This is a genomic window from Pseudomonas sp. efr-133-TYG-5, assembly GCF_030209175.1.
Classification (GTDB): domain Bacteria; phylum Pseudomonadota; class Gammaproteobacteria; order Pseudomonadales; family Pseudomonadaceae; genus Aquipseudomonas.
This window is the reverse complement of the sequence record NZ_JARVSM010000006.1, coordinates 413,324-431,249: the sequence shown is the minus strand read 5'-3', so window position 1 is coordinate 431,249 and position 17,926 is coordinate 413,324. Positions and strand designations below refer to the sequence as shown.

Genomic DNA, 17,926 nt, shown 5'->3' with positions numbered 1-17,926 from the left:
GGGGCTAGACTTTCTTGTACAGCTGACTGCCTTCCTTCTTGAACCGCTCGGCCTGTTCCGCCAGGCCCTGGGCGACGTCCACGTCGACCGCGTCGATGCGCTGGTTGGCCGCGTATTCGCGGACTTCCTGGGTGATCTTCATCGAGCAGAACTTCGGCCCGCACATCGAGCAGAAGTGCGCGACCTTGGCCGAGTCCTTGGGCAGGGTTTCGTCGTGATAGGAGCGCGCGGTGTCCGGATCCAGACCGAGGTTGAACTGGTCTTCCCAGCGGAATTCGAACCGCGCCTTGCTCAACGCGTTGTCGCGGATCTGCGCACCCGGGTGGCCCTTGGCAAGGTCCGCCGCGTGGGCAGCGATCTTGTAGGTGATGATCCCGGTCTTCACGTCATCCTTGTTCGGCAGGCCCAAGTGTTCCTTCGGCGTCACGTAGCAGAGCATCGCGCAGCCGAACCAGCCGATCATCGCCGCACCGATACCGGAGGTGATGTGGTCGTAGCCCGGCGCAATGTCGGTGGTCAGCGGGCCGAGGGTGTAGAACGGCGCCTCGTCGCAGCACTCCAGCTGCTTGTCCATGTTCTCCTTGATGAGCTGCATCGGCACGTGGCCCGGGCCTTCGATCATGCACTGCACGTCGTGCTTCCAGGCGATCTTGGTCAGCTCGCCGAGGGTCTCCAGCTCACCGAACTGCGCCTCGTCGTTGGCGTCGGCAATCGAGCCCGGACGCAGGCCATCGCCCAGCGAGAAGCTGACGTCGTAGGCCTTCATGATTTCGCAGATTTCATCGAAATGGGTGTAGAGGAAGTTCTCTTTGTGGTGCGCCAGGCACCACTTGGCCATGATCGAACCGCCCCGGGACACGATGCCGGTCACGCGTTTGGCGGTCAGCGGCACGTAGCGCAGCAGCACGCCGGCGTGGATGGTGAAATAGTCGACGCCCTGCTCCGCCTGCTCGATCAGCGTGTCGCGGAACAGCTCCCAGGTCAGGTCTTCGGCGACGCCGTTGACCTTCTCCAGCGCCTGGTAGATCGGCACGGTACCGATCGGCACCGGCGAGTTGCGGATGATCCACTCGCGGGTTTCGTGAATGTGCTTGCCGGTGGACAGGTCCATCACCGTGTCCGAACCCCAGCGGATGCCCCAGGTCAGTTTCGCCACTTCTTCCTCGATGGACGAACCGAGGGCGCTGTTGCCGATGTTGCCGTTGATCTTCACCAGGAAGTTACGGCCGATGATCATCGGTTCCAGTTCGACGTGGTTGATGTTGGCCGGAATGATCGCGCGGCCACGGGCGATTTCTTCGCGGACGAACTCAGGGGTGATTTCTTTCGGAATGCTCGCGCCGAAACTGTGGCCGGCGTGCTGCTGGCTCAACAGGCCGGCAGCGCGGGCCTCCTGCAGCTTCATGTTTTCGCGGATGGCGACGTATTCCATCTCGGCGGTGATGATGCCTTTGCGCGCGTAGTGCATCTGGCTGACGTTGGCCCCGGCCTTGGCGCGGCGCGGGTTGTTGACGTGGGCAAAACGCAGCTTGGTCAGCTCCGGATCGGCCAGGCGCTGCTGACCGAAATTCGAACTCAGGCCCGGCAGGCGCTCCGTGTCGCCACGGTCGTCGATCCACGCCGAACGCACATCACCCAGGCCTTTGCGCACGTCGATCACCACGTTCGGATCGGTGTACGGGCCCGAGGTGTCGTAGACGGTGACCGGCGCATTGATTTCGCCGCCAAAGTCGGTCGGCGTCACATCGAGGGTGATTTCCCGCATCGGCACGCGGATGTCCGGGCGCGAGCCCTGAACGTAGACTTTTTGCGAACGGGTGAACGGCTGCACCGACTGTTCATCGACCTTGGCCGAGTCACTCAGGTTGATCGCGTTTTTTGCTTTTGTCGTCATCACGGGCTCTCCAGACAGCATCCAGGCATGGATTGTCGGGGCAGAACCTGAAAGGCACGGACGCACCAGGACCGGTGCTGTGCATCGTCGTCGAGCGTTCGATTGTCGAACAATTTCCCGGACGAAGCACAAGAGGACTCGCCGGGTGACGAGAAATCTTGTTCCCTACGCAGGCGCTAACCTGATCAGGTTCAACGGGATCCGAAATTATTCGATCTCAGCCTCATAGCAAGGCACCCCGACAAGAACCCGGCCAGTCTAGACACAACCGGCAGAGAACGCCAACACCGCGGCAAACACCATGATGAATGGCGCAATTGCGGCGCCTTGCAGGATTGTTGCCGATCTCATGCGCAACTACACTCGCTGTGCCCCGCCGCGCCTTGACGCTACGGGGACCGCGCCGTACCTTTGGCGCCCGGATTACTTCCATAATATTCACCCTAGGGATCGCCTCATGCTGCGCAAACTTTCACTGGCTGTTGCCGTGTCTTGTGCGTCCAACGCCATGGTCTGGGCAGCGGAAGCGCCGCTGTCGACCAAGACCGATCTGGTCAGCGTCTATCAGGAAGCGGTCGACAACAACGCCGACCTGGCCGCCGCCCGCGCCCAGTACGGTGCGCAGAAAGAAGTGGTGCCACAGGCCCGCGCCGGGCTGCTGCCAAACCTGTCCGGCGGCGCCGAAGTCGCCGACGTGCGAACCAGCATCGACCAGCCTTCGGCCATCGCCAACCGCAGTGCGCATTCCTATCAGGCGACCCTGGCCCAGCCCCTGTTCCGCGCCGATCGCTGGTTCCAGTTCCAGGCCGCCAAGGACGTCAACGAGCAGGCCGCGCTGCAACTTTCCGCCACCGAGCAGAACCTGATCCTGCAGAGCGCCGAAAGCTATTTCAATGTGCTGCGCAGCCAGGACAACCTGGCCTCGACCAAAGCCGAAGAAGCCGCGTTCAAGCGCCAGCTCGACCAGTCCAACGAGCGTTTCGACGTCGGCCTTTCGGACAAGACCGACGTGCTGCAATCCCAGGCCAGCTACGACACCGCGCGGGCCAACCGGATCGTTGCCCAGCGGCAGGTCGATGACGCCTTCGAGGCACTCATCACCCTGACCAACCGCCAGTACAACTCGATCCAGGGCATCGTGCATACGCTGCCGATCCTGCCGCCCGCGCCGAACGACGCCAAGGCGTGGGTCGACACCGCCGCCAAACAGAACCTCAACCTGTTGGCCAGCAATTACGCGGTCAGCTCCGCCGAACAGACCCTCAAGCAGCGCAAGGCCGGCCACCTGCCGACCCTCGATGCGGTGGCCAAGTACGAAAAGGGTGACAACGACGCCCTCGGCTTCGCCAACCCGAATGCCTTCGGCACGCCGTACCGTGGCAATGTCGAACAGAGCACCCTCGGCTTGCAGTTGAACATCCCGATCTACAGCGGCGGCCTGACCAGTTCGCAGGTGCGCGAGTCCTACTCGCGGCTTGACCAGTCCGAGCAGCAGCGCGAGAGCCTGCGCCGGCAAGTGGTGGAAAACACCCGCAACCTGCATCGCGCGGTGAACACCGATGTCGAGCAGGTGCAGGCGCGCCGGCAGTCGATCATCTCCAACCAGAGCGCGGTGGAAGCCACGGAAATCGGTTATCAGGTGGGTACGCGCAACATCGTCGACGTGCTCGACGCCCAGCGTCAGCTGTACACCTCGGTGCGCAACTACAACAACACCCGCTACGACTACATCCTCGACAACCTGCGCCTGAAGCAGGCCGCCGGCACGTTGAACCCGGGCGACCTGCAGGATCTGGCGCGCTATCTGAAAGCCGACTACAACCCGGACAAGGACTTCCTGCCACCGGATCTGGCCAAGGCTGCCGAAGCGCAGCTCAAGGCGCGACCTTAAGCATCAATGCAAAAAGATCGCCGTCCGCGGCAGCGCCGATAGGGAAACGTCATCCACCTGTAGGCGTGCTGCGGGCGGCGATCTTTTTTTGCGCCGGTTACTTGATCAGGCGGCCCAGGCCATCCAGCAAACGCTGCAACGCGCCCTGATTGCGGCGCATTACCGCCAGCCCGGCCTCGGCCATGCGCTGCGCATCCCGAGGCAGCTCGAACAGGCGCTGCACTTCCACCGCCAGGCCTTCGGCATCATCCACTTCAGCCAGTGCGCCGGCTTCACGCAACTGCGCGGCGATGTCGAGGAAGTTGAACAGGTGCGGGCCGCTGATCACCGGTTTTGCCAGCGCCGCCGGCTCCAGCAAGTTGTGCCCGCCATTCGCCACCAGGCTGCCACCGACGAAGGCGCTGTCCGCCAACGCGTAGAGAAACAGCAACTCGCCCATGGTGTCGCCGAGCAGCACCGAGGTGTCTGCCGCGACGTTGGCCGCCGTGGAACGACGCACCGTGGCGAAGCCTTCGCGCTGGCACAGTTCGAACACCGCGTTGAAGCGCTCGGGATGGCGCGGCACCAGAATCAGCAGTGCATTCGGGTAGTTCGCCAGCAGGCGCCGATGGGCGCTGAGCACGACCTCGTCTTCGCCCTCATGGGTGCTCGCGGCGATCCACACCGGACGTTCCAGGGCCTGCCATTGCCCGCGCAGCGCATGGGCGCGTTGCAGCAATTGCGCGTCGATGGTCAGGTCGAACTTGATCGAACCGGTGACCTCGACCGTCTCCGGCCGCGCACCGAGATCGCGGAAGCGCTGGGCTTCGGCTTCGGTCTGTATCGCGAAAAAACTCATTTCGGCGAGCATCGGCGCGGTCAGTTTGCTGAAGCGGCCATAACCTCTGGCGGAACGCTCGGACAGTCGGCCGTTGGCCAGCGCAACGGGAATCCCGCGCTTGGCGCACTGGTGAATGTGGTTGGGCCACAGCTCGGTTTCCATGATCACCGCCAGTTTCGGCTGAGCGCGATCAAGGAAACGCGCTGCTGCGCACGGCAAGTCATACGGCAGATAACAATGCTGGATGCGCGGCTCATTGGCGAACAACGCTTGAATCCGCTCCGAACCGGTCGGAGTCATGCACGTCACGGTGATCGGCAGCTGTGGATAACGTTGCAGCAAGGCGCGGATCATCGGCGCCGCTGCGATGCTTTCGCCCACGGAAACCGCATGCACCCAGATACCGCCGGGCTGCAGCGCCGGCATGCCACAGGCGAAGCGTTCGCCAATGCGCCTGGCATACGCCGGCGCCTTGCGCGCACGCAGCCATAGCCGAATCGCCACCAATGGCAGCCCCAGGTAAAACAGCGCGGTGTAGAGAGTTCTATTCATGGCGGCGGAGTTTATCGACTTTTGTCGCCAATCGCCCGCAAGTGCACGGCAAATCGCTCGGCCAGCCAGCGCGCCGCCGGGCCGAGCGGCTCGTCGCGGCGCCAGACCAGCTCCACCACCAGCGCCGGCGGGGTCCATTCGCAGTCGAGTTCGACCATCAGCCCCTGGTACGCCGAATACTGCACCACGTGCCGTGGCAACCAGGCCCAGCCGAGATCGCGCACCAGCCACTCGGCCATCACGTAGAAACTGTCCGCGCGCCACACCTGTGGGCTGGCCGGCTCGTTACCGGGATAGACGCTGGTCTGGGTCGACATCAACAGTTGGCGGTGCTGCGCCAGTTGCCGACAGTCGACATAGGACTGCGCCGCCAACGGATGATTGATACCGCACACCGTGACCATCTCCACGCGGCCCAGCACCCGGCGCTCCAGCGCTTCGGGAATTTCGTCGTGATAGAACAGCAGACCGAGATCGGCGCGCCGCTCCACCAGTTTACGGGCGACCTCGCCCTGCGCGGCGCTGGTCAGTTGCACTTCGAGGCTGGGGAATTGCTCGGCGAGGGCAGCAAAGCTTTCCACCAGGGCCTGATACGGCATGGCTTCGTCCTGAGCCACGCGCAACTGCGCTTCCTGGCCGCGCACCATGGCCATCGCCCGGCCGTTGAGGCGCTCGCACTGGCGCAGCACTTCCCGCGCCTCTTCCAGCAACGCCTGCCCCGCTTCGGTGAGACTCGGCTGGCGTCCGCTGCTACGCTCAAACAGGCTCACGCCGAGGTCATCCTCGAGCAGGGCAACCGCGCTGCTGACCGCCGATTGCGCCTTGCGCTGCTGGCGCGCCACGGCAGAAAACGAGCGCTGCTCGGCGACACTGACGAACAGCCGCAGTTGCTCCAGATTCCATTGCACGTTCATGGCAACCCATCATCAAAACAGATAGGTAATGACTTTACCCCATCTGGGCAACCTCTAGAATGCCGACTTCAGAAAGCCACGTTCCATATGAGGATTCCAATCATGACCGCCTACGCCTACCTGGCCATTGCCATCTGCGCCGAAGTGATCGCCACCGTTTCGATGAAAGCGGTCAAGGGCTTGAGCACGCCGCTGCCGCTGCTGCTGGTCATCGTCGGCTACGGGATCGCGTTCTGGATGCTGACCCTGGTGGTGCGCAGCGTACCGGTGGGTGTGGCCTACGCGGTGTGGGCCGGCATGGGCATCGTCATGGTCAGCGTCGCGGCGCTGTTCATCTATGGGCAGAAGCTGGACATTCCGGCGATGCTGGGGATGGCGTTGATCGTGCTCGGCGTGGTGGTGATCCAACTCTTTTCCAAAACCGCCGGCCACTGAGCACCAGCCTCGCCTCCTGTGGGAGCGAGCCTGCTCGCGAAGGGGGCATGTCAGTCGACATAGTTATTGCCTGATAAAACCCAGTCGCGAGCAGGCTCGCTCCCACAAGGTCAGCGGCATTGCTGTTGATCATCGACAAATCGCCTGTTCCCCGAGTCTGTATACTGCGCCCTCGTCTTGAACACTGAGGTCGCTGCATGCCATCCGTTATTTCCACCGACGTGCTGATTGTCGGCGCTGGTGTCGCCGGCCTCTGGCTGAACGCGCGCCTGCGCCGCCAGGGTTTTTCTACCGTGCTGGTGGAAAACGCCAGCCTCGGTGGCGGGCAGAGCGTGAAGTCCCAGGGGATCATCCACGGCGGTGCCAAGTACGCCTTGCACGGTGCACTGACGGGCGCCTCGGAAGCCATCGCCGACATGCCGCGACGCTGGCGTGAAGCCCTGGCCGGCACTGGCGAGCTGGATCTGTCCGGCGTACGCCTGTTGTCCGAGGCTCACTACCTGTGGTCGCCGGGCACCCTGGCCGGCAACCTCACCAGTTTCTTCGCCAGCAAGGCCGTGCGCGGCCGGGTCGACCAGGTCAAGGGCGATCAATTGCCGCCAGCGCTGCAAGACAAGCGCTTCAAGGGCAAGGTCTATCGCCTCGCCGAACTGGTGATCGACGTACCGAGCCTGATCCAGCGTCTGGCCGAGCTGGCCGGTGACGGCCTGCTCGCCGGGCAGACCATCGAGCCGCTGCTGGAAGCGGGTGTGCTGGTCGGCCTGAAAATCGACGGCCGCGAGATTCGTGCGCAACGCATCGTGCTCAGCGCAGGTGCCGGTACCGCACAGTTGCTGGAAGAGCTGGGCCTGAGCCAACCGGCGATGCAACGCCGTCCGCTGCACATGATCATCGCCAAGGGCCCGGGCCTGAAACCGCTGTACGCTCACTGCCTGGGCGGCGGCAGCAAACCGCGCATCACCGTGACCACTCACCCGGCCGCCGACGGTCAGTGGGTCTGGTACATGGGCGGCGACATCGCCGAAAGCGAAGGCGTGAACCGCACGCCGGCCGAGCAGATTGCCACCGCGCAGAAAGAAATCGCGCAGTTGTTGCCGTGGATCGACCTCGGCAGCACGCAGTGGGCGACCTTGCGGGTCGACCGCGCTGAACCGCTGCAGACCGGGCTGACCCGCCCGGACAACGCCTTCCTCGCCGAACAGGGTCGCCTGCTGGTGGGCTGGCCGACGAAACTGGCGCTGGCGCCGGACTTCGCCGACCGGGTCATCGCCGCGCTGGAGCGCGACGGCATTCAGCCGCACGCCGCCGAGCCACTGCCGACGCTGCCGAAACCACCGATGGCCGTGCCGGCCTGGGAGCAACTGTTGCCATGAGCGTAGCGACCCTGCACGAACTGCATCGTCCACTGGGCAGCACCGGCCTGCGGGTGTCCCCGCTGGGCCTGGGCACGGTCAAGCTCGGCCGCGACCAGGGGGTGAAGTACCCCAACGGTTTTCAGATCCCCGACGATGACGCAGCCCGCCTGCTGCTCAACCAGGCAAAAGGGCTGGGCATCAACCTGATCGACACCGCACCGGCCTATGGCCGCAGCGAAGAACGTCTCGGCCCGCTGCTGCGCGGCCAGCGCCAGGACTGGGTGATTGTCAGCAAGGTCGGCGAGGAATTCGCCGACGGCCTGTCACGCCACGATTTCAGCGCGGCGCACACCCGTTTGTCGGTGGAACGCAGCCTGCAACGTCTGGAAACGGATTTTATCGACCTGGTGTTGGTGCATTCCGACGGCAACGACATGGCCATCCTCGAGCACGAAGAGGTTTACGCGACACTCGCCGCGCTCAAGGCCGAGGGCAAGATTCGCGGCTTCGGCTTCTCCGGCAAAACGGTCGAGGGCGGATTGAAAGCACTGGAGCAAGGCGACTGCGCGATGGTCACCTACAATCTGAACGAACAAAGCGAGAAGCCGGTCATTGACTATGCTGCTGCCCACGGCAAAGCCATTCTGGTGAAAAAAGCCCTGGCCAGCGGTCACGTGTGCCTGAGTCCCGGCGTGGACCCGGTGCGCGCCAGCTTCGAGCTGCTGTTTGCCCAGCCCGGCGTAGCCAGTGCTATTGTCGGCACGATCAATCCGCTGCACCTCGCCCACAACGTTGCGACCGTCGCCCAGGTCCTGCGTGGTCACTGACGCCGCCCCGCGGCCTTAAGCAGGAGCCGACATGCCGCGTACGCTCATCAGAAAGAACCCGAGCAACTTCAAGACCCTGCCGCTGTTCGTCGAGGCCACGCCCGAGGGCCTGACCTACCAGAGCGTCGGCATGCCGCTGAACTTCGCCCAGACCCTGCAGCGGCGCAAGCCGGTCGCGGTGGCGGATGCCGAGCGCTTCGCCCTGGAGCTGGCCAACCTCGGCGTCTCGGTGCGCCTGACCTTGCACTGGCAGAATCGCGATTACTGGGTGCTGGTGCGCCAGCGTCGACAGGATCGTGGCGATGTGGTGCTCAAGCTGATTTCCGGTTACGTGCCGGCCCACGAGCTGAACATTCCGCTGCACACGGCGATCCAGGAGATTGCCGAAGAATGCCTGCTGGAAACCCCGGAAGGCTGGCTCGGCGGGCGCTTCAACGACACCTGGCTGCCGGCGCCCTACGCCACGGCGCTGCATTATCGCGAGGCCCTGCCCTTTCGCCTGACGCCGCTGTCGGGCTCGGCGCGGCCGGTGCGCTGCGCCAATCTGCAATTGCTGGAGCGCCCCCGGGCGTACGTGCATTTGCCGACCGCGTCGCTGCAATTGATCTACGACCTGCGCCTGGACGTGCCCAAGGAAGCCAAGAACCTGAGCCTGTTCCATGTCGATGAACGGCTCGAGGGCGATCAACTGGTGGCGCGGCTCGACCGCAAGCGCCCGGACCTGTACCTGATGCCATTGCAGGACGGCCAGCCGCTGGCCGAGCTGTACACGTTGAAAAAGGGCCATTTATACCCGGCCGGCACCCGTGGCCTGTACCTGGCGGAGAGCTTTGCCAAACAGGATGGCTGGCTGGTGCGCGATGAGCGGATTCGCTGGAAGGACTGGCTGCGCCAGCAGGGCCTGACCGCGCCGGAGAAGGCCACCGGGTTGTCACGCTTGCGTGGCAAGGCCAAGCAACTGCTGAAGAAGATCGTGCCGCGCAAGGCGGCCCGGCCCTGATCGTTCCCACGTCGAACCGTCTGCGTGGGAATGCAGCCGCGGACGCTCTGCGGCTCGGAAGCGGACGCCGAGCGTCCATGCAGGCACTCCCACGCGGACGGTTCGACGCCTCGACGTGGGAGTAAGCAGGTCACTCGGACTTGCGGATTTTTTCCACGATCGCCGTCGTCGAGCTGTTTTCCACCAGCCCCAGCACTTTCACCGTGCCGCCGTAGGCCTTGACGATATCGGCGCCGACCACCTGGTCGATGCCGTAGTCGCCGCCCTTGACCAGCACGTCCGGCTTGACCTCGCGCAGGAGGTTTTCCGGGGTGCCTTCCGGGAAGCTGATGACCCAGTCCACCGCGCCAAGGCCGGCGAGTACCGCCATGCGCCGGTCGACGCTGTTGATCGGCCGGCCCGGACCTTTCAGGCGGCTGACCGAGGCGTCGTCGTTGATCGCCACGATCAGACGGTCGCCCTGGGCGCGCGCCTGCTCGAGGTAGGTCACGTGGCCAGCATGGAGAATGTCGAAACAGCCATTGGTGAAGACAATGCGCTCGTTGTGCGCGCGAGCATCGGCGACCGCCAGTACCAGTTGCTCGAGCCCCAGCACGCCACGTTCCGAGCCCTCTTCGCGCTGGATCGCCCGGCGCAGTTCCGGCGCGCTGATCGCGGCGGTACCGAGCTTGCCGACCACGATCCCGGCGGCCAGATTGGCCAGTGCCACCGCGTGTGGCAGTTCCTCGCCGGCAGCGATCGCCGCGGCCAGGGTGGAAATCACTGTATCGCCGGCACCGGTCACGTCGAACACTTCACGGGCCCGGGCCGGCAGGTGCAGCGCCGGATGCTCCGGACGCAGCAGGGTCATGCCGTGCTCGCCACGGGTGACCAGCAGCGCGCCGAGCTCGAGGTCGTGCATCAGCGCCGCGCCCTTGCTCACCAGCTCATGCTCATCGGCGCAGCCACCGACAATGGCTTCGAACTCGCTGAGGTTCGGGGTGATCAGGCTGGCGCCACGGTAGATCGAGAAATCCTTGCCCTTGGGATCGGCCAGCACCGGAATGTTGCGGGCACGGGCCGCCTGGATCAGCACCTGGTGGTTTTTCAGCGCGCCCTTGCCGTAGTCGGACAGCACCAGCACCTTGATGCCTTCGAGCAGGTCATCGACCTGCGAGGCCAGGGCCAGGGCATCGGTGGCGAACGGTTCTTCGAAATCGATACGCAGCAATTGCTGGTGCCGGCTCATGACCCGCAGCTTGACGATGGTCGGCTGGTGCGCAATGCGCTGGAACAAGGCACGTACGCCGGCGCCCTTGAGGCTGTTGCTCAGGCTGTCGGCGGCCTCGTCGTCACCGGTCACACCGACCAGGGACGCCGGCGCACCCAGCGCGGCAATGTTCAAGGCAACGTTGGCGGCACCGCCCGGACGATCTTCGATTTGCTCGACTTTAACGACAGGAACCGGCGCCTCAGGGGAAATCCGTGAGGTACCACCATGCCAGTAACGGTCGAGCATGACATCGCCGACCACCAAGACAGGGGCTTGATCGAATCGCGGCATGGACAACTTCATGGAGCAACCCACATACAAAATGAACAGGGGCGCGATATTAACACAGGGTTGGCGCCGGCTAGCGCAGCGGCTGCAACAGGATGAAACAGCAGGTTTTTTTGCTCATTTTTTGAGCAGCAACGCCGCCAGCCGATGACAGGCCTGCGCCAGATCCACCTCGTCGGTATCAATCCGGCACTCGGCGGCCAGCGGCGCTTCGTATGGACTGTCGATGCCAGTGAAATCCTTGATCCGCCCTTCTCGCGCGGCGCGATACAACCCTTTGGGATCGCGTCGGGCACACACCTGCAGCGTCGTGCTGACGTGTACTTCAAGGAAGTCACCCGCGGCGAACAGCTGGCGGGCCGCCTCGCGCTCCGCGCGAAACGGTGAAATCGCCGCGACGATCACGATCAACCCGGCGTCGACCATCAGCCGCGCCACTTCGGCCATGCGCCGAATGTTCTCGCGCCGGCAACCGTCGCCCATGCCCAGGTCGCGGCACAAGCCGTTGCGCACGTTGTCGCCATCGAGCAGGAAGGTGTGCCGGCCGAATTGATGCAGATGCAGCTCCAGGGCATTGGCCAGGGTCGACTTGCCCGCCCCGGACAGCCCGGTCAGCCACAGGCAGCGCGGATGCTGCGCCTTGAGCGCGGCGCGGGCCTCACCAGAGAGCGCCAAGGCATAGGGGCGGATCGCCGACGCCTGCGGTGCCAGGGACAGCGCTTCATTCATAACCCAGCAGCTCGTAGTCACGTTGATAGACCCGGCGCACCAGACGCCGGGTGCGCACCGAACAGAACTCCCGCGCCGGTGACGGCCGCCGCTGGCGGGAGCCGTTGACGTGAGGCAGCGGCGCCAGCACGCCGAGGTGCTCGCAGACCAGCTGGAAGTCACGCTCCAGGTGCTCCTGATAGCCGATGAAATCCAGCGCCAGACGTCCCAGCGAATCGGTGAGAAAGTCGGTTTGCGCAGCAAAGTGCAATTGCCGCGCGATGGTTTCGCTGTGCAGCCAACGGCCGACAAAATCGTCGAAGTCGCGGTAATGCCTGACCAGTTGCTGCGCGGCATGATCACGCGCGCTCAACGCGTTGCCGCGCAGGAACGCATAGGCCGAGTAGGCCCGCTCCAGCGGATCACGCACGAAGGCGAATTTATAGGCGGCGGCGAACTGCTGGGGAAACTGCTCTTCGTACCAGTACAACGGCAGATGGCCTGGTCGCCAGCCGTTGAACATCGCCGTGCAGACACTGCTGCCCGCACACTTGGGCACATGGATGAACAGGCAGGAGCGCTGCGCGAAAGCCTCGGGGTAGGTGCGGTTGGCCGACAGCGACTTGTTGACCACCTGGCGATCGACCACCGACAGGCGCCCGAGCAGAAAGGCGCGCTGCGGCTTGGGCAGCAGTTTCCACAGATAGCGTTGCAACATGAAAGTACCCGCGCGACGGGGATGGCCCCCTCGATGGAAGTCAGAGTTCGTTCAGGAACCTTAACAAGCGCGGTGCCGGGTTTTATGCCGGTTTGGTCAAGAAGCGTAAATGTCTGGATACAAACGCCGGTGGGGGCGAGCCTGCTCGCAATGGCGGTTGCACATGCGACATGGATGTCGTCTGTTGCAGCGCTTTCGCGAGCAGGCTCGCCCCCACAGGGCAAGGCCTGGGATCAGGCGATGTCTTCGGCCGGCGCGTCCAGGCCCATGGCGTTGAGACGGGCGTAGTAGCCGTTCTGCGCCAGCAGCTCGTCGTGGGTGCCGCGTTCGACGATGCGGCCCTGATCCATGACCAGAATCAGGTCGGCTTTCTCGATGGTCGACAGACGGTGGGCGATCACCAGCGTGGTGCGGCCCTTCATCACTTGATCCAGCGCAGCCTGGATGTGACGCTCGGATTCGGTGTCGAGAGCCGAGGTGGCCTCGTCGAGAATCAGCAGCGGCGCGTTCTTCAGCAGTGCACGGGCGATCGCCAGGCGCTGGCGCTGGCCGCCGGAGAGCAGCACGCCGTTTTCGCCGACCTGGGTGTCGAGGCCCTGGGGCAGCTGCGCAATGAAGTCCATCGCGTAGGCGTCACGCGCCGCTTTCTCGATGTCTTCACGCGGCGCGCCAGCCAGGTCGCCGTAGGCGATGTTGTTGGCCACGGTGTCGCTGAACAGGGTGACGTGCTGGGTCACCTGGGCAATGTGCCGGCGCAGGTTGAGCAGCCTGTACTGCTCGACTTCCACGCCATCGATGAGGATTTCGCCCTTGTCGTGGTGATAGAAGCGCGGGATCAGGTTGGCCAGGGTCGACTTGCCGCTGCCCGAGCGGCCCACCAGCGCGACCATCTGCCCCGGTTCGACGCAGAAGCTGATGTCATCGAGCACCTGACGTTCAGTGCCCGGGTAGGTGAAGCTCAGGTTGCGCACGTCGAGACGTCCGCTGACCGAATCGCGCTCGACGGTGCCGCTGTCGACTTCCGGCTCGACGTCCAGCTGCTCGAAAATGCTTTCGGCACCGGCCACGCCTTTCTGGATGGTCGAACTGACTTCGGACAACTGGCGAATCGGCTTGGGCAGCAGGCCGGCCAGGGTGATGTAGGCAACCATGTCGCCCGCCGAGGCATCGCCGCGCAGGAACAGCACGAGGAACATCAGCACCGCCATGGCGCTGTAGATCACCAGCTGCAGCAGCGGCGTGTAGATCGCACCGGTGCGGGTCATGCGCAGTTGCTTGTCGGTGTTGCCCTGGCTGGCCTCGAGGAAGCGCCGCTGTTCGTAGGCCTCGCCGCCGAAGCTGCGCACCACGCGATAGCCCTGGATGGTTTCCGAGGCGACGTGGGTGACATCGCCCATGGCCAGTTGGATCTTCTTGCTCTGCTTGCGGAATTTCTTGCTCGCGGTGCGCACCATCACGGCGATCAGCGGCAGGATCGCCACCATCACCAGGGTCAGCTTCCAGTTCATGAACAGCAGCGAGGCAAACAGGAAGATCACCGTCATGCCTTCACGGATTACGACCTTGATCGCATCTGTTGCCGCCCCCGTGACCATGGTCACGTTGAAGGTGATACGCGAAATCAGGTGACCGGAGTTATGCTTGTCGAAGTAGCGGTTCGGCAGCACCAGCAGGTTGTTGAACAACTGCACCCGCAGGTCGTGCACCAGGCCCAGGGAAACCTTGGCCAGGAAGTAGTTGCCCAGGTAAGAGCCCAGGCCCTGCCAGGCGGCGATCAGGATAATCAGCAGCGGCACCGCCTGCAGCAGTTGCAGGTCGCGCAGGTAGGGTACGCTCGGGAACAGCACCGCTTCCGGATTGGACAGGCCGTCGACGAAGTATTTGAGGATGTAACCGAGCATCGGCTGGGTCGAGGCAAAAATCAGGAAACCGACGATGCTGATCAGGAACAGACTGATATACGGCCGGACGTAGCCGAGCAGGCGGAAGTAGATTTTCAAGCTCGAAGGGCTTGCGGCGGGACTGGAGTCGGTCATATCACGCGGAAGTCGATAAAAAGGACGCTGACTTTAGCACAGCTTGTTCGGGGTTCTGGCAATCGGCGAAAGGCTGTTATTGTTAGTGATCTTTTTCAGCATCAAATAGCCATCATCCGAATGGTCGATCAACTTCAGGATTGAATCTCACAGCATGCAATTTCGCGGCTTCAGCAATACGTCCAATCGAGTTTTCGATTTCATCAGCCTGTGGATTCTTCCCGCCGGCTATTTCCTGCTCTTGTGCGCGCTGTTCTTTCTGCCGGGCCGCAGCCTCCATCACAAGCTGTTCTACGGTCTGTTCAGCATCCCGACACTGATCGCCCTGTGCCTGCGTCCGCGCGAGCTCAAGGAACTGATACGCGAACCGATCTTCGTCGGCGTGCTGCTGTTTGTTGCCTGGGCCTTGCTGAGTCTCTGCTGGGGCCCTGGCGACGAGCCGATCGGCGGCATGTTCAAGCCGCCGCTGCATACCCTGCTGCTGTTTGCCGGATGTTATCTGCTGGTGCGTTATCGCAGTGACATCCTGCAACCCTTGCTGTTCGGCGCCGCCCTGGTCGCGCTGGTGGCCACCAGCTGTTTTCTGTTCAAGTTCGCCCGCACTTATGAACCCGGCGCGCGCCTGATCGGCGGCGGTGCCTTCGACAACCCGTTGCTCAGTTCGCACCTGTTCGGCTTCTTCTGCGCCTACTGGCTGAGCGTGACCATGACCTGCAAGCGCCGGCAGATGATGTGGCTGAGCGTGCCGGCGATGGCAATCATGTTCACCGCGGTGATCGGCACCGGCTCGCGGACCCCGCTGGTGGCACTCACCATGGCGGCCCTGTGGCTGAGTTTCATCTGCTGGAACCGGCGTTCGCTGGGGCTGCTGGCGGCGCTGGCACTGAGCGGCATCGCGGTGATCACCGTGTTTTCGCAGATGATCATCGAGCGCGGCGATTCCTATCGCCTGGAAATCTGGCAACTGGCCCTGCACAAGATCGCCGACCACCCATGGCTGGGGCATGGCTACAACGCCAGCCTGGCGATCGATCCGGGGGTTGGCTACAACTTCCAGGAACCCCACAGCTTTGTCCTCGGCGTGCTGTATTACGTGGGCATCTTCGGCCTGCTGCCGTGGCTGTTCTTTCTCGCCTGGGGCTTGTTGAGCAGCTGGCGCCAGCGCGTGCAGCCGTTGCTGATCATTGCCTCGACCTGGCTGGTGTTCGGCATCGGTGCCGGCCTGACCGAAGGCGGCGGCATCATCTCGCGGCCGAAGGAACACTGGTTCCTGCTGTGGATTCCGCTGGCCCTGATCGCCGCCCTGAGCATCAACCAGCGTGCCCGGCGCCTGTTGTCGCAGCCGGTGCAAACCTTGACGACGGCGGATCTGCAACGACTCGGCAGCGATGCCCAGGTCATCGAAGAGGACGGTCTCGGGCCCAAGGTGCTGCGCCTGACGGATGGCACATTCCTCAAGCTGTTCCGCCGCCGCCGCTGGTACACCTCGGGCAGCTTCAATCCGTACTCCGAGCGTTTTGCGGTCAATAGCGAACAGCTGCGCCAGATGGGCATCCCGACCCCGCAAGTACTGAATCTGTATCGTCTCAGCGACGGCAGCAGCGCCGTGCATTACGCGCCGCTGGCGGGGCACACCCTGCGCCAGGTCTTGCAGGGCATCACCGCACCGGCGGTACGCCAGGCGCTGGTGGAGCGCTTTGGCAAATTCATGGCCCAGTTGCATGAACAAGGGGTGTATTTCCGTTCGCTGCACCTGGGCAACGTGCTGGTGCTGGAGGATGGCGAATTCGGCCTGATCGACCTGGCCGACCTGCGGATCTACCCGTCGGCACTCAATCTGTCATTGCGCCAGCGTAATCTGCGCCACATGCAACGCTACACTGTCGACAAGCGCTGGTTGTTCGAAGAGCACCTCGACGCGTTGCTCCAGGGGTACGCCGTAACGGCGTCGAAATCCGCCGTGGATAATCTGCACAGGCAAGTGCTGGCCGGCAACACTGCGGCCCAGGTTCACTGATGAACGCTACCCATCCCATTCTCGCGCTGATCGCGTACGTACTGGCCATCGTCACCGCCGCGCTGTTGTTGCGCGCGGTGCCGAAGATCGCCAGGCACCTGCAACATTCCGGCGAAAGCCGCTATGCCAGTATCGATGGCCTGCGGGGCTATCTGGCGTTCGGTGTTTTCGTGCACCACTCGGTCATCACCTGGATCTTCCTGCGCACGGGCGTGATCGCATTCCCGCCGAGCAATTTCTATTCGATGCTCGGCCAGGGCAGCGTGGCGCTGTTCTTCATGATTACCGGCTTCCTGTTCTGGAACCGGGTATTGACTCAGGGTCGCCAGCACGACTGGCTGGCCTTTGGCGTTTCGCGGGTGTTCCGCCTGTATCCGTTGTACCTGCCGCTGATGCTGACGGTCTTCGTCACGGTGTTCTACCTGCAGGACTGGCAACTGAAGGAGCCCGGCATCGAGCTGTTCAAGCAGATTCTGGCCTGGCTGACCTTCGACCGCCCCGACATCAATCAATATCCACAGACCGGCATGCTGATCTCCAACGTCACCTGGACGCTGGCCTACGAAGTGTTTTTCTACCTGGCGTTGCCGCTGGCCGCGACCGTGTTCATCTTCCGTGGCAACTGGCGTCAGGTGGTGCTGTGCCTGATCGGGATCTACGCGCTGTACCAGCTGGTCGGCTGGGAACACTCGCTGAAGAAGCACTTCCTGGCGAGTTTTCTCGGTGGGATCGCTGCGGCGTATTGGGTTCGTCGACCACAACTGGTGGCCTGGAGCCGCAAGCCACTGGCCGGGGTGATTGCCATCGCCGCGCTGGCGATCGCCTTCACGGCCTTCGACCGGGCGTTCAAGACGGCACCGCTGGTGCTGCTGTCGCTGTTCTTCGTCATCGTGGCATCCGGCAACCCGCTGTTCGGCGCCCTGAAGCCACGCAGCATCCGCTGGCTCGGCGAAATCAGTTACAGCACCTACCTGCTGCACGGGTTCGTGCTCTGGCTGCTGGTGCAGCGCCTGCCGCTGGTGCTTCATCTGGATGCTCGGGATGAATGGGTCTATCTGCCACTGGTGGCCGTGTGCACCTGCCTGCTGATCCTGATCAGCAGCCTGACATTCCTCTACATCGAGCAACCGGGCATGAACGCCGGCCGAAAGGTCACGCAATGGCTGCGCCAGCGGCACAAAGGCAACAAGCCCCTGGCCGAAAAAGTCGCTCGCTGAAG

14 protein-coding genes and 1 riboswitch are annotated in these 17,926 nt (G+C 63.5%); of the genes, 7 read left to right on the top strand and 7 right to left on the bottom strand.

Features of this window, described 5'->3' with window-relative positions:
• Window positions 1-4 precede the first annotated feature (4 nt).
• Window positions 5-1,894 (bottom strand): phosphomethylpyrimidine synthase ThiC, encoded by a 1,890-nt coding sequence (gene thiC / locus QRN70_RS20910; RefSeq protein WP_285419799.1) that lies wholly within the window; start codon window positions 1,892-1,894, stop codon window positions 5-7.
• 145 nt (window positions 1,895-2,039) lie between these two features.
• Window positions 2,040-2,145: riboswitch (TPP riboswitch) on the bottom strand.
• A 206-nt stretch (window positions 2,146-2,351) separates the two neighbouring features.
• Between thiC and QRN70_RS20905 the strand changes: the two genes are divergently transcribed.
• Window positions 2,352-3,785 (top strand): TolC family outer membrane protein, encoded by a 1,434-nt coding sequence (locus QRN70_RS20905; RefSeq protein ID WP_285419798.1) that lies wholly within the window; start codon window positions 2,352-2,354, stop codon window positions 3,783-3,785.
• 97 nt (window positions 3,786-3,882) lie between these two features.
• On the opposite strand, the gene waaA is transcribed toward QRN70_RS20905, so the two are convergent.
• Window positions 3,883-5,157: a lipid IV(A) 3-deoxy-D-manno-octulosonic acid transferase gene (waaA, locus tag QRN70_RS20900; protein ID WP_285419797.1), complete on the bottom strand. Its 1,275-nt coding sequence runs from the start codon at window positions 5,155-5,157 to the stop codon at window positions 3,883-3,885.
• 11 nt (window positions 5,158-5,168) lie between these two features.
• Window positions 5,169-6,071 (bottom strand): LysR family transcriptional regulator, encoded by a 903-nt coding sequence (locus tag QRN70_RS20895; RefSeq protein ID WP_285419796.1) that lies wholly within the window; start codon window positions 6,069-6,071, stop codon window positions 5,169-5,171.
• 102 nt (window positions 6,072-6,173) lie between these two features.
• Between QRN70_RS20895 and QRN70_RS20890 the strand changes: the two genes are divergently transcribed.
• The 4 genes from QRN70_RS20890 to QRN70_RS20875 all read left to right on the top strand — a co-directional run bounded on the left by QRN70_RS20890 (window position 6,174) and on the right by QRN70_RS20875 (window position 9,688).
• Entirely contained in the window at window positions 6,174-6,506 is a 333-nt protein-coding gene (locus QRN70_RS20890) for a DMT family transporter (protein ID WP_285419795.1), read from the top strand.
• Between the two features lie 197 nt (window positions 6,507-6,703).
• On the top strand, window positions 6,704-7,879 hold the full coding sequence (locus tag QRN70_RS20885; protein ID WP_285419794.1) for an NAD(P)/FAD-dependent oxidoreductase: 1,176 nt from the start codon (window positions 6,704-6,706) through the stop codon (window positions 7,877-7,879).
• Window positions 7,876-8,688 (top strand): aldo/keto reductase, encoded by an 813-nt coding sequence (locus tag QRN70_RS20880; RefSeq protein WP_285419793.1) that lies wholly within the window; start codon window positions 7,876-7,878, stop codon window positions 8,686-8,688. Before QRN70_RS20885 ends, QRN70_RS20880 begins: the two co-directional genes overlap by 4 nt.
• A gap of 31 nt (window positions 8,689-8,719) precedes the next feature.
• Window positions 8,720-9,688, top strand: coding sequence for a metal ABC transporter ATPase (locus QRN70_RS20875; protein WP_285419792.1), 969 nt, complete (start codon window positions 8,720-8,722; stop codon window positions 9,686-9,688).
• A gap of 130 nt (window positions 9,689-9,818) precedes the next feature.
• Here QRN70_RS20875 and hldE read toward each other — a convergent pair whose 3' ends face one another.
• The 4 genes from hldE to msbA form a co-directional block, all read right to left on the bottom strand.
• On the bottom strand, window positions 9,819-11,243 hold the full coding sequence (gene hldE / locus QRN70_RS20870) for a bifunctional D-glycero-beta-D-manno-heptose-7-phosphate kinase/D-glycero-beta-D-manno-heptose 1-phosphate adenylyltransferase HldE (RefSeq protein ID WP_285419791.1): 1,425 nt from the start codon (window positions 11,241-11,243) through the stop codon (window positions 9,819-9,821).
• A 102-nt stretch (window positions 11,244-11,345) separates the two neighbouring features.
• Complete coding sequence (gene cysC / locus QRN70_RS20865; RefSeq protein ID WP_285419790.1) at window positions 11,346-11,957, bottom strand: adenylyl-sulfate kinase; 612 nt, start codon at window positions 11,955-11,957, stop codon at window positions 11,346-11,348.
• Window positions 11,950-12,654: a sulfotransferase family 2 domain-containing protein gene (locus tag QRN70_RS20860; RefSeq protein WP_285419789.1), complete on the bottom strand. Its 705-nt coding sequence runs from the start codon at window positions 12,652-12,654 to the stop codon at window positions 11,950-11,952. The genes cysC and QRN70_RS20860 overlap by 8 nt, the downstream gene beginning before the upstream one ends.
• A 233-nt stretch (window positions 12,655-12,887) precedes the next feature.
• Window positions 12,888-14,690 carry a lipid A export permease/ATP-binding protein MsbA gene (msbA, locus tag QRN70_RS20855; RefSeq protein WP_285419788.1) on the bottom strand — a complete coding sequence of 601 codons (1,803 nt, stop codon included), beginning with the start codon at window positions 14,688-14,690 and terminating at the stop codon, window positions 12,888-12,890.
• Between the two features lie 154 nt (window positions 14,691-14,844).
• Here msbA and QRN70_RS20850 point away from each other — a divergent pair, with 154 nt between their 5' ends.
• Both QRN70_RS20850 and QRN70_RS20845 read left to right on the top strand, forming a co-directional pair.
• Complete coding sequence (locus tag QRN70_RS20850; protein WP_285419787.1) at window positions 14,845-16,707, top strand: bifunctional O-antigen ligase/aminoglycoside phosphotransferase family protein; 1,863 nt, start codon at window positions 14,845-14,847, stop codon at window positions 16,705-16,707.
• Window positions 16,707-17,924, top strand: a complete 1,218-nt coding sequence (locus QRN70_RS20845) for an acyltransferase family protein (RefSeq protein WP_285419786.1) — start codon at window positions 16,707-16,709, stop codon at window positions 17,922-17,924. The genes QRN70_RS20850 and QRN70_RS20845 overlap by 1 nt, the downstream gene beginning before the upstream one ends.
• Window positions 17,925-17,926 lie beyond the last annotated feature (2 nt).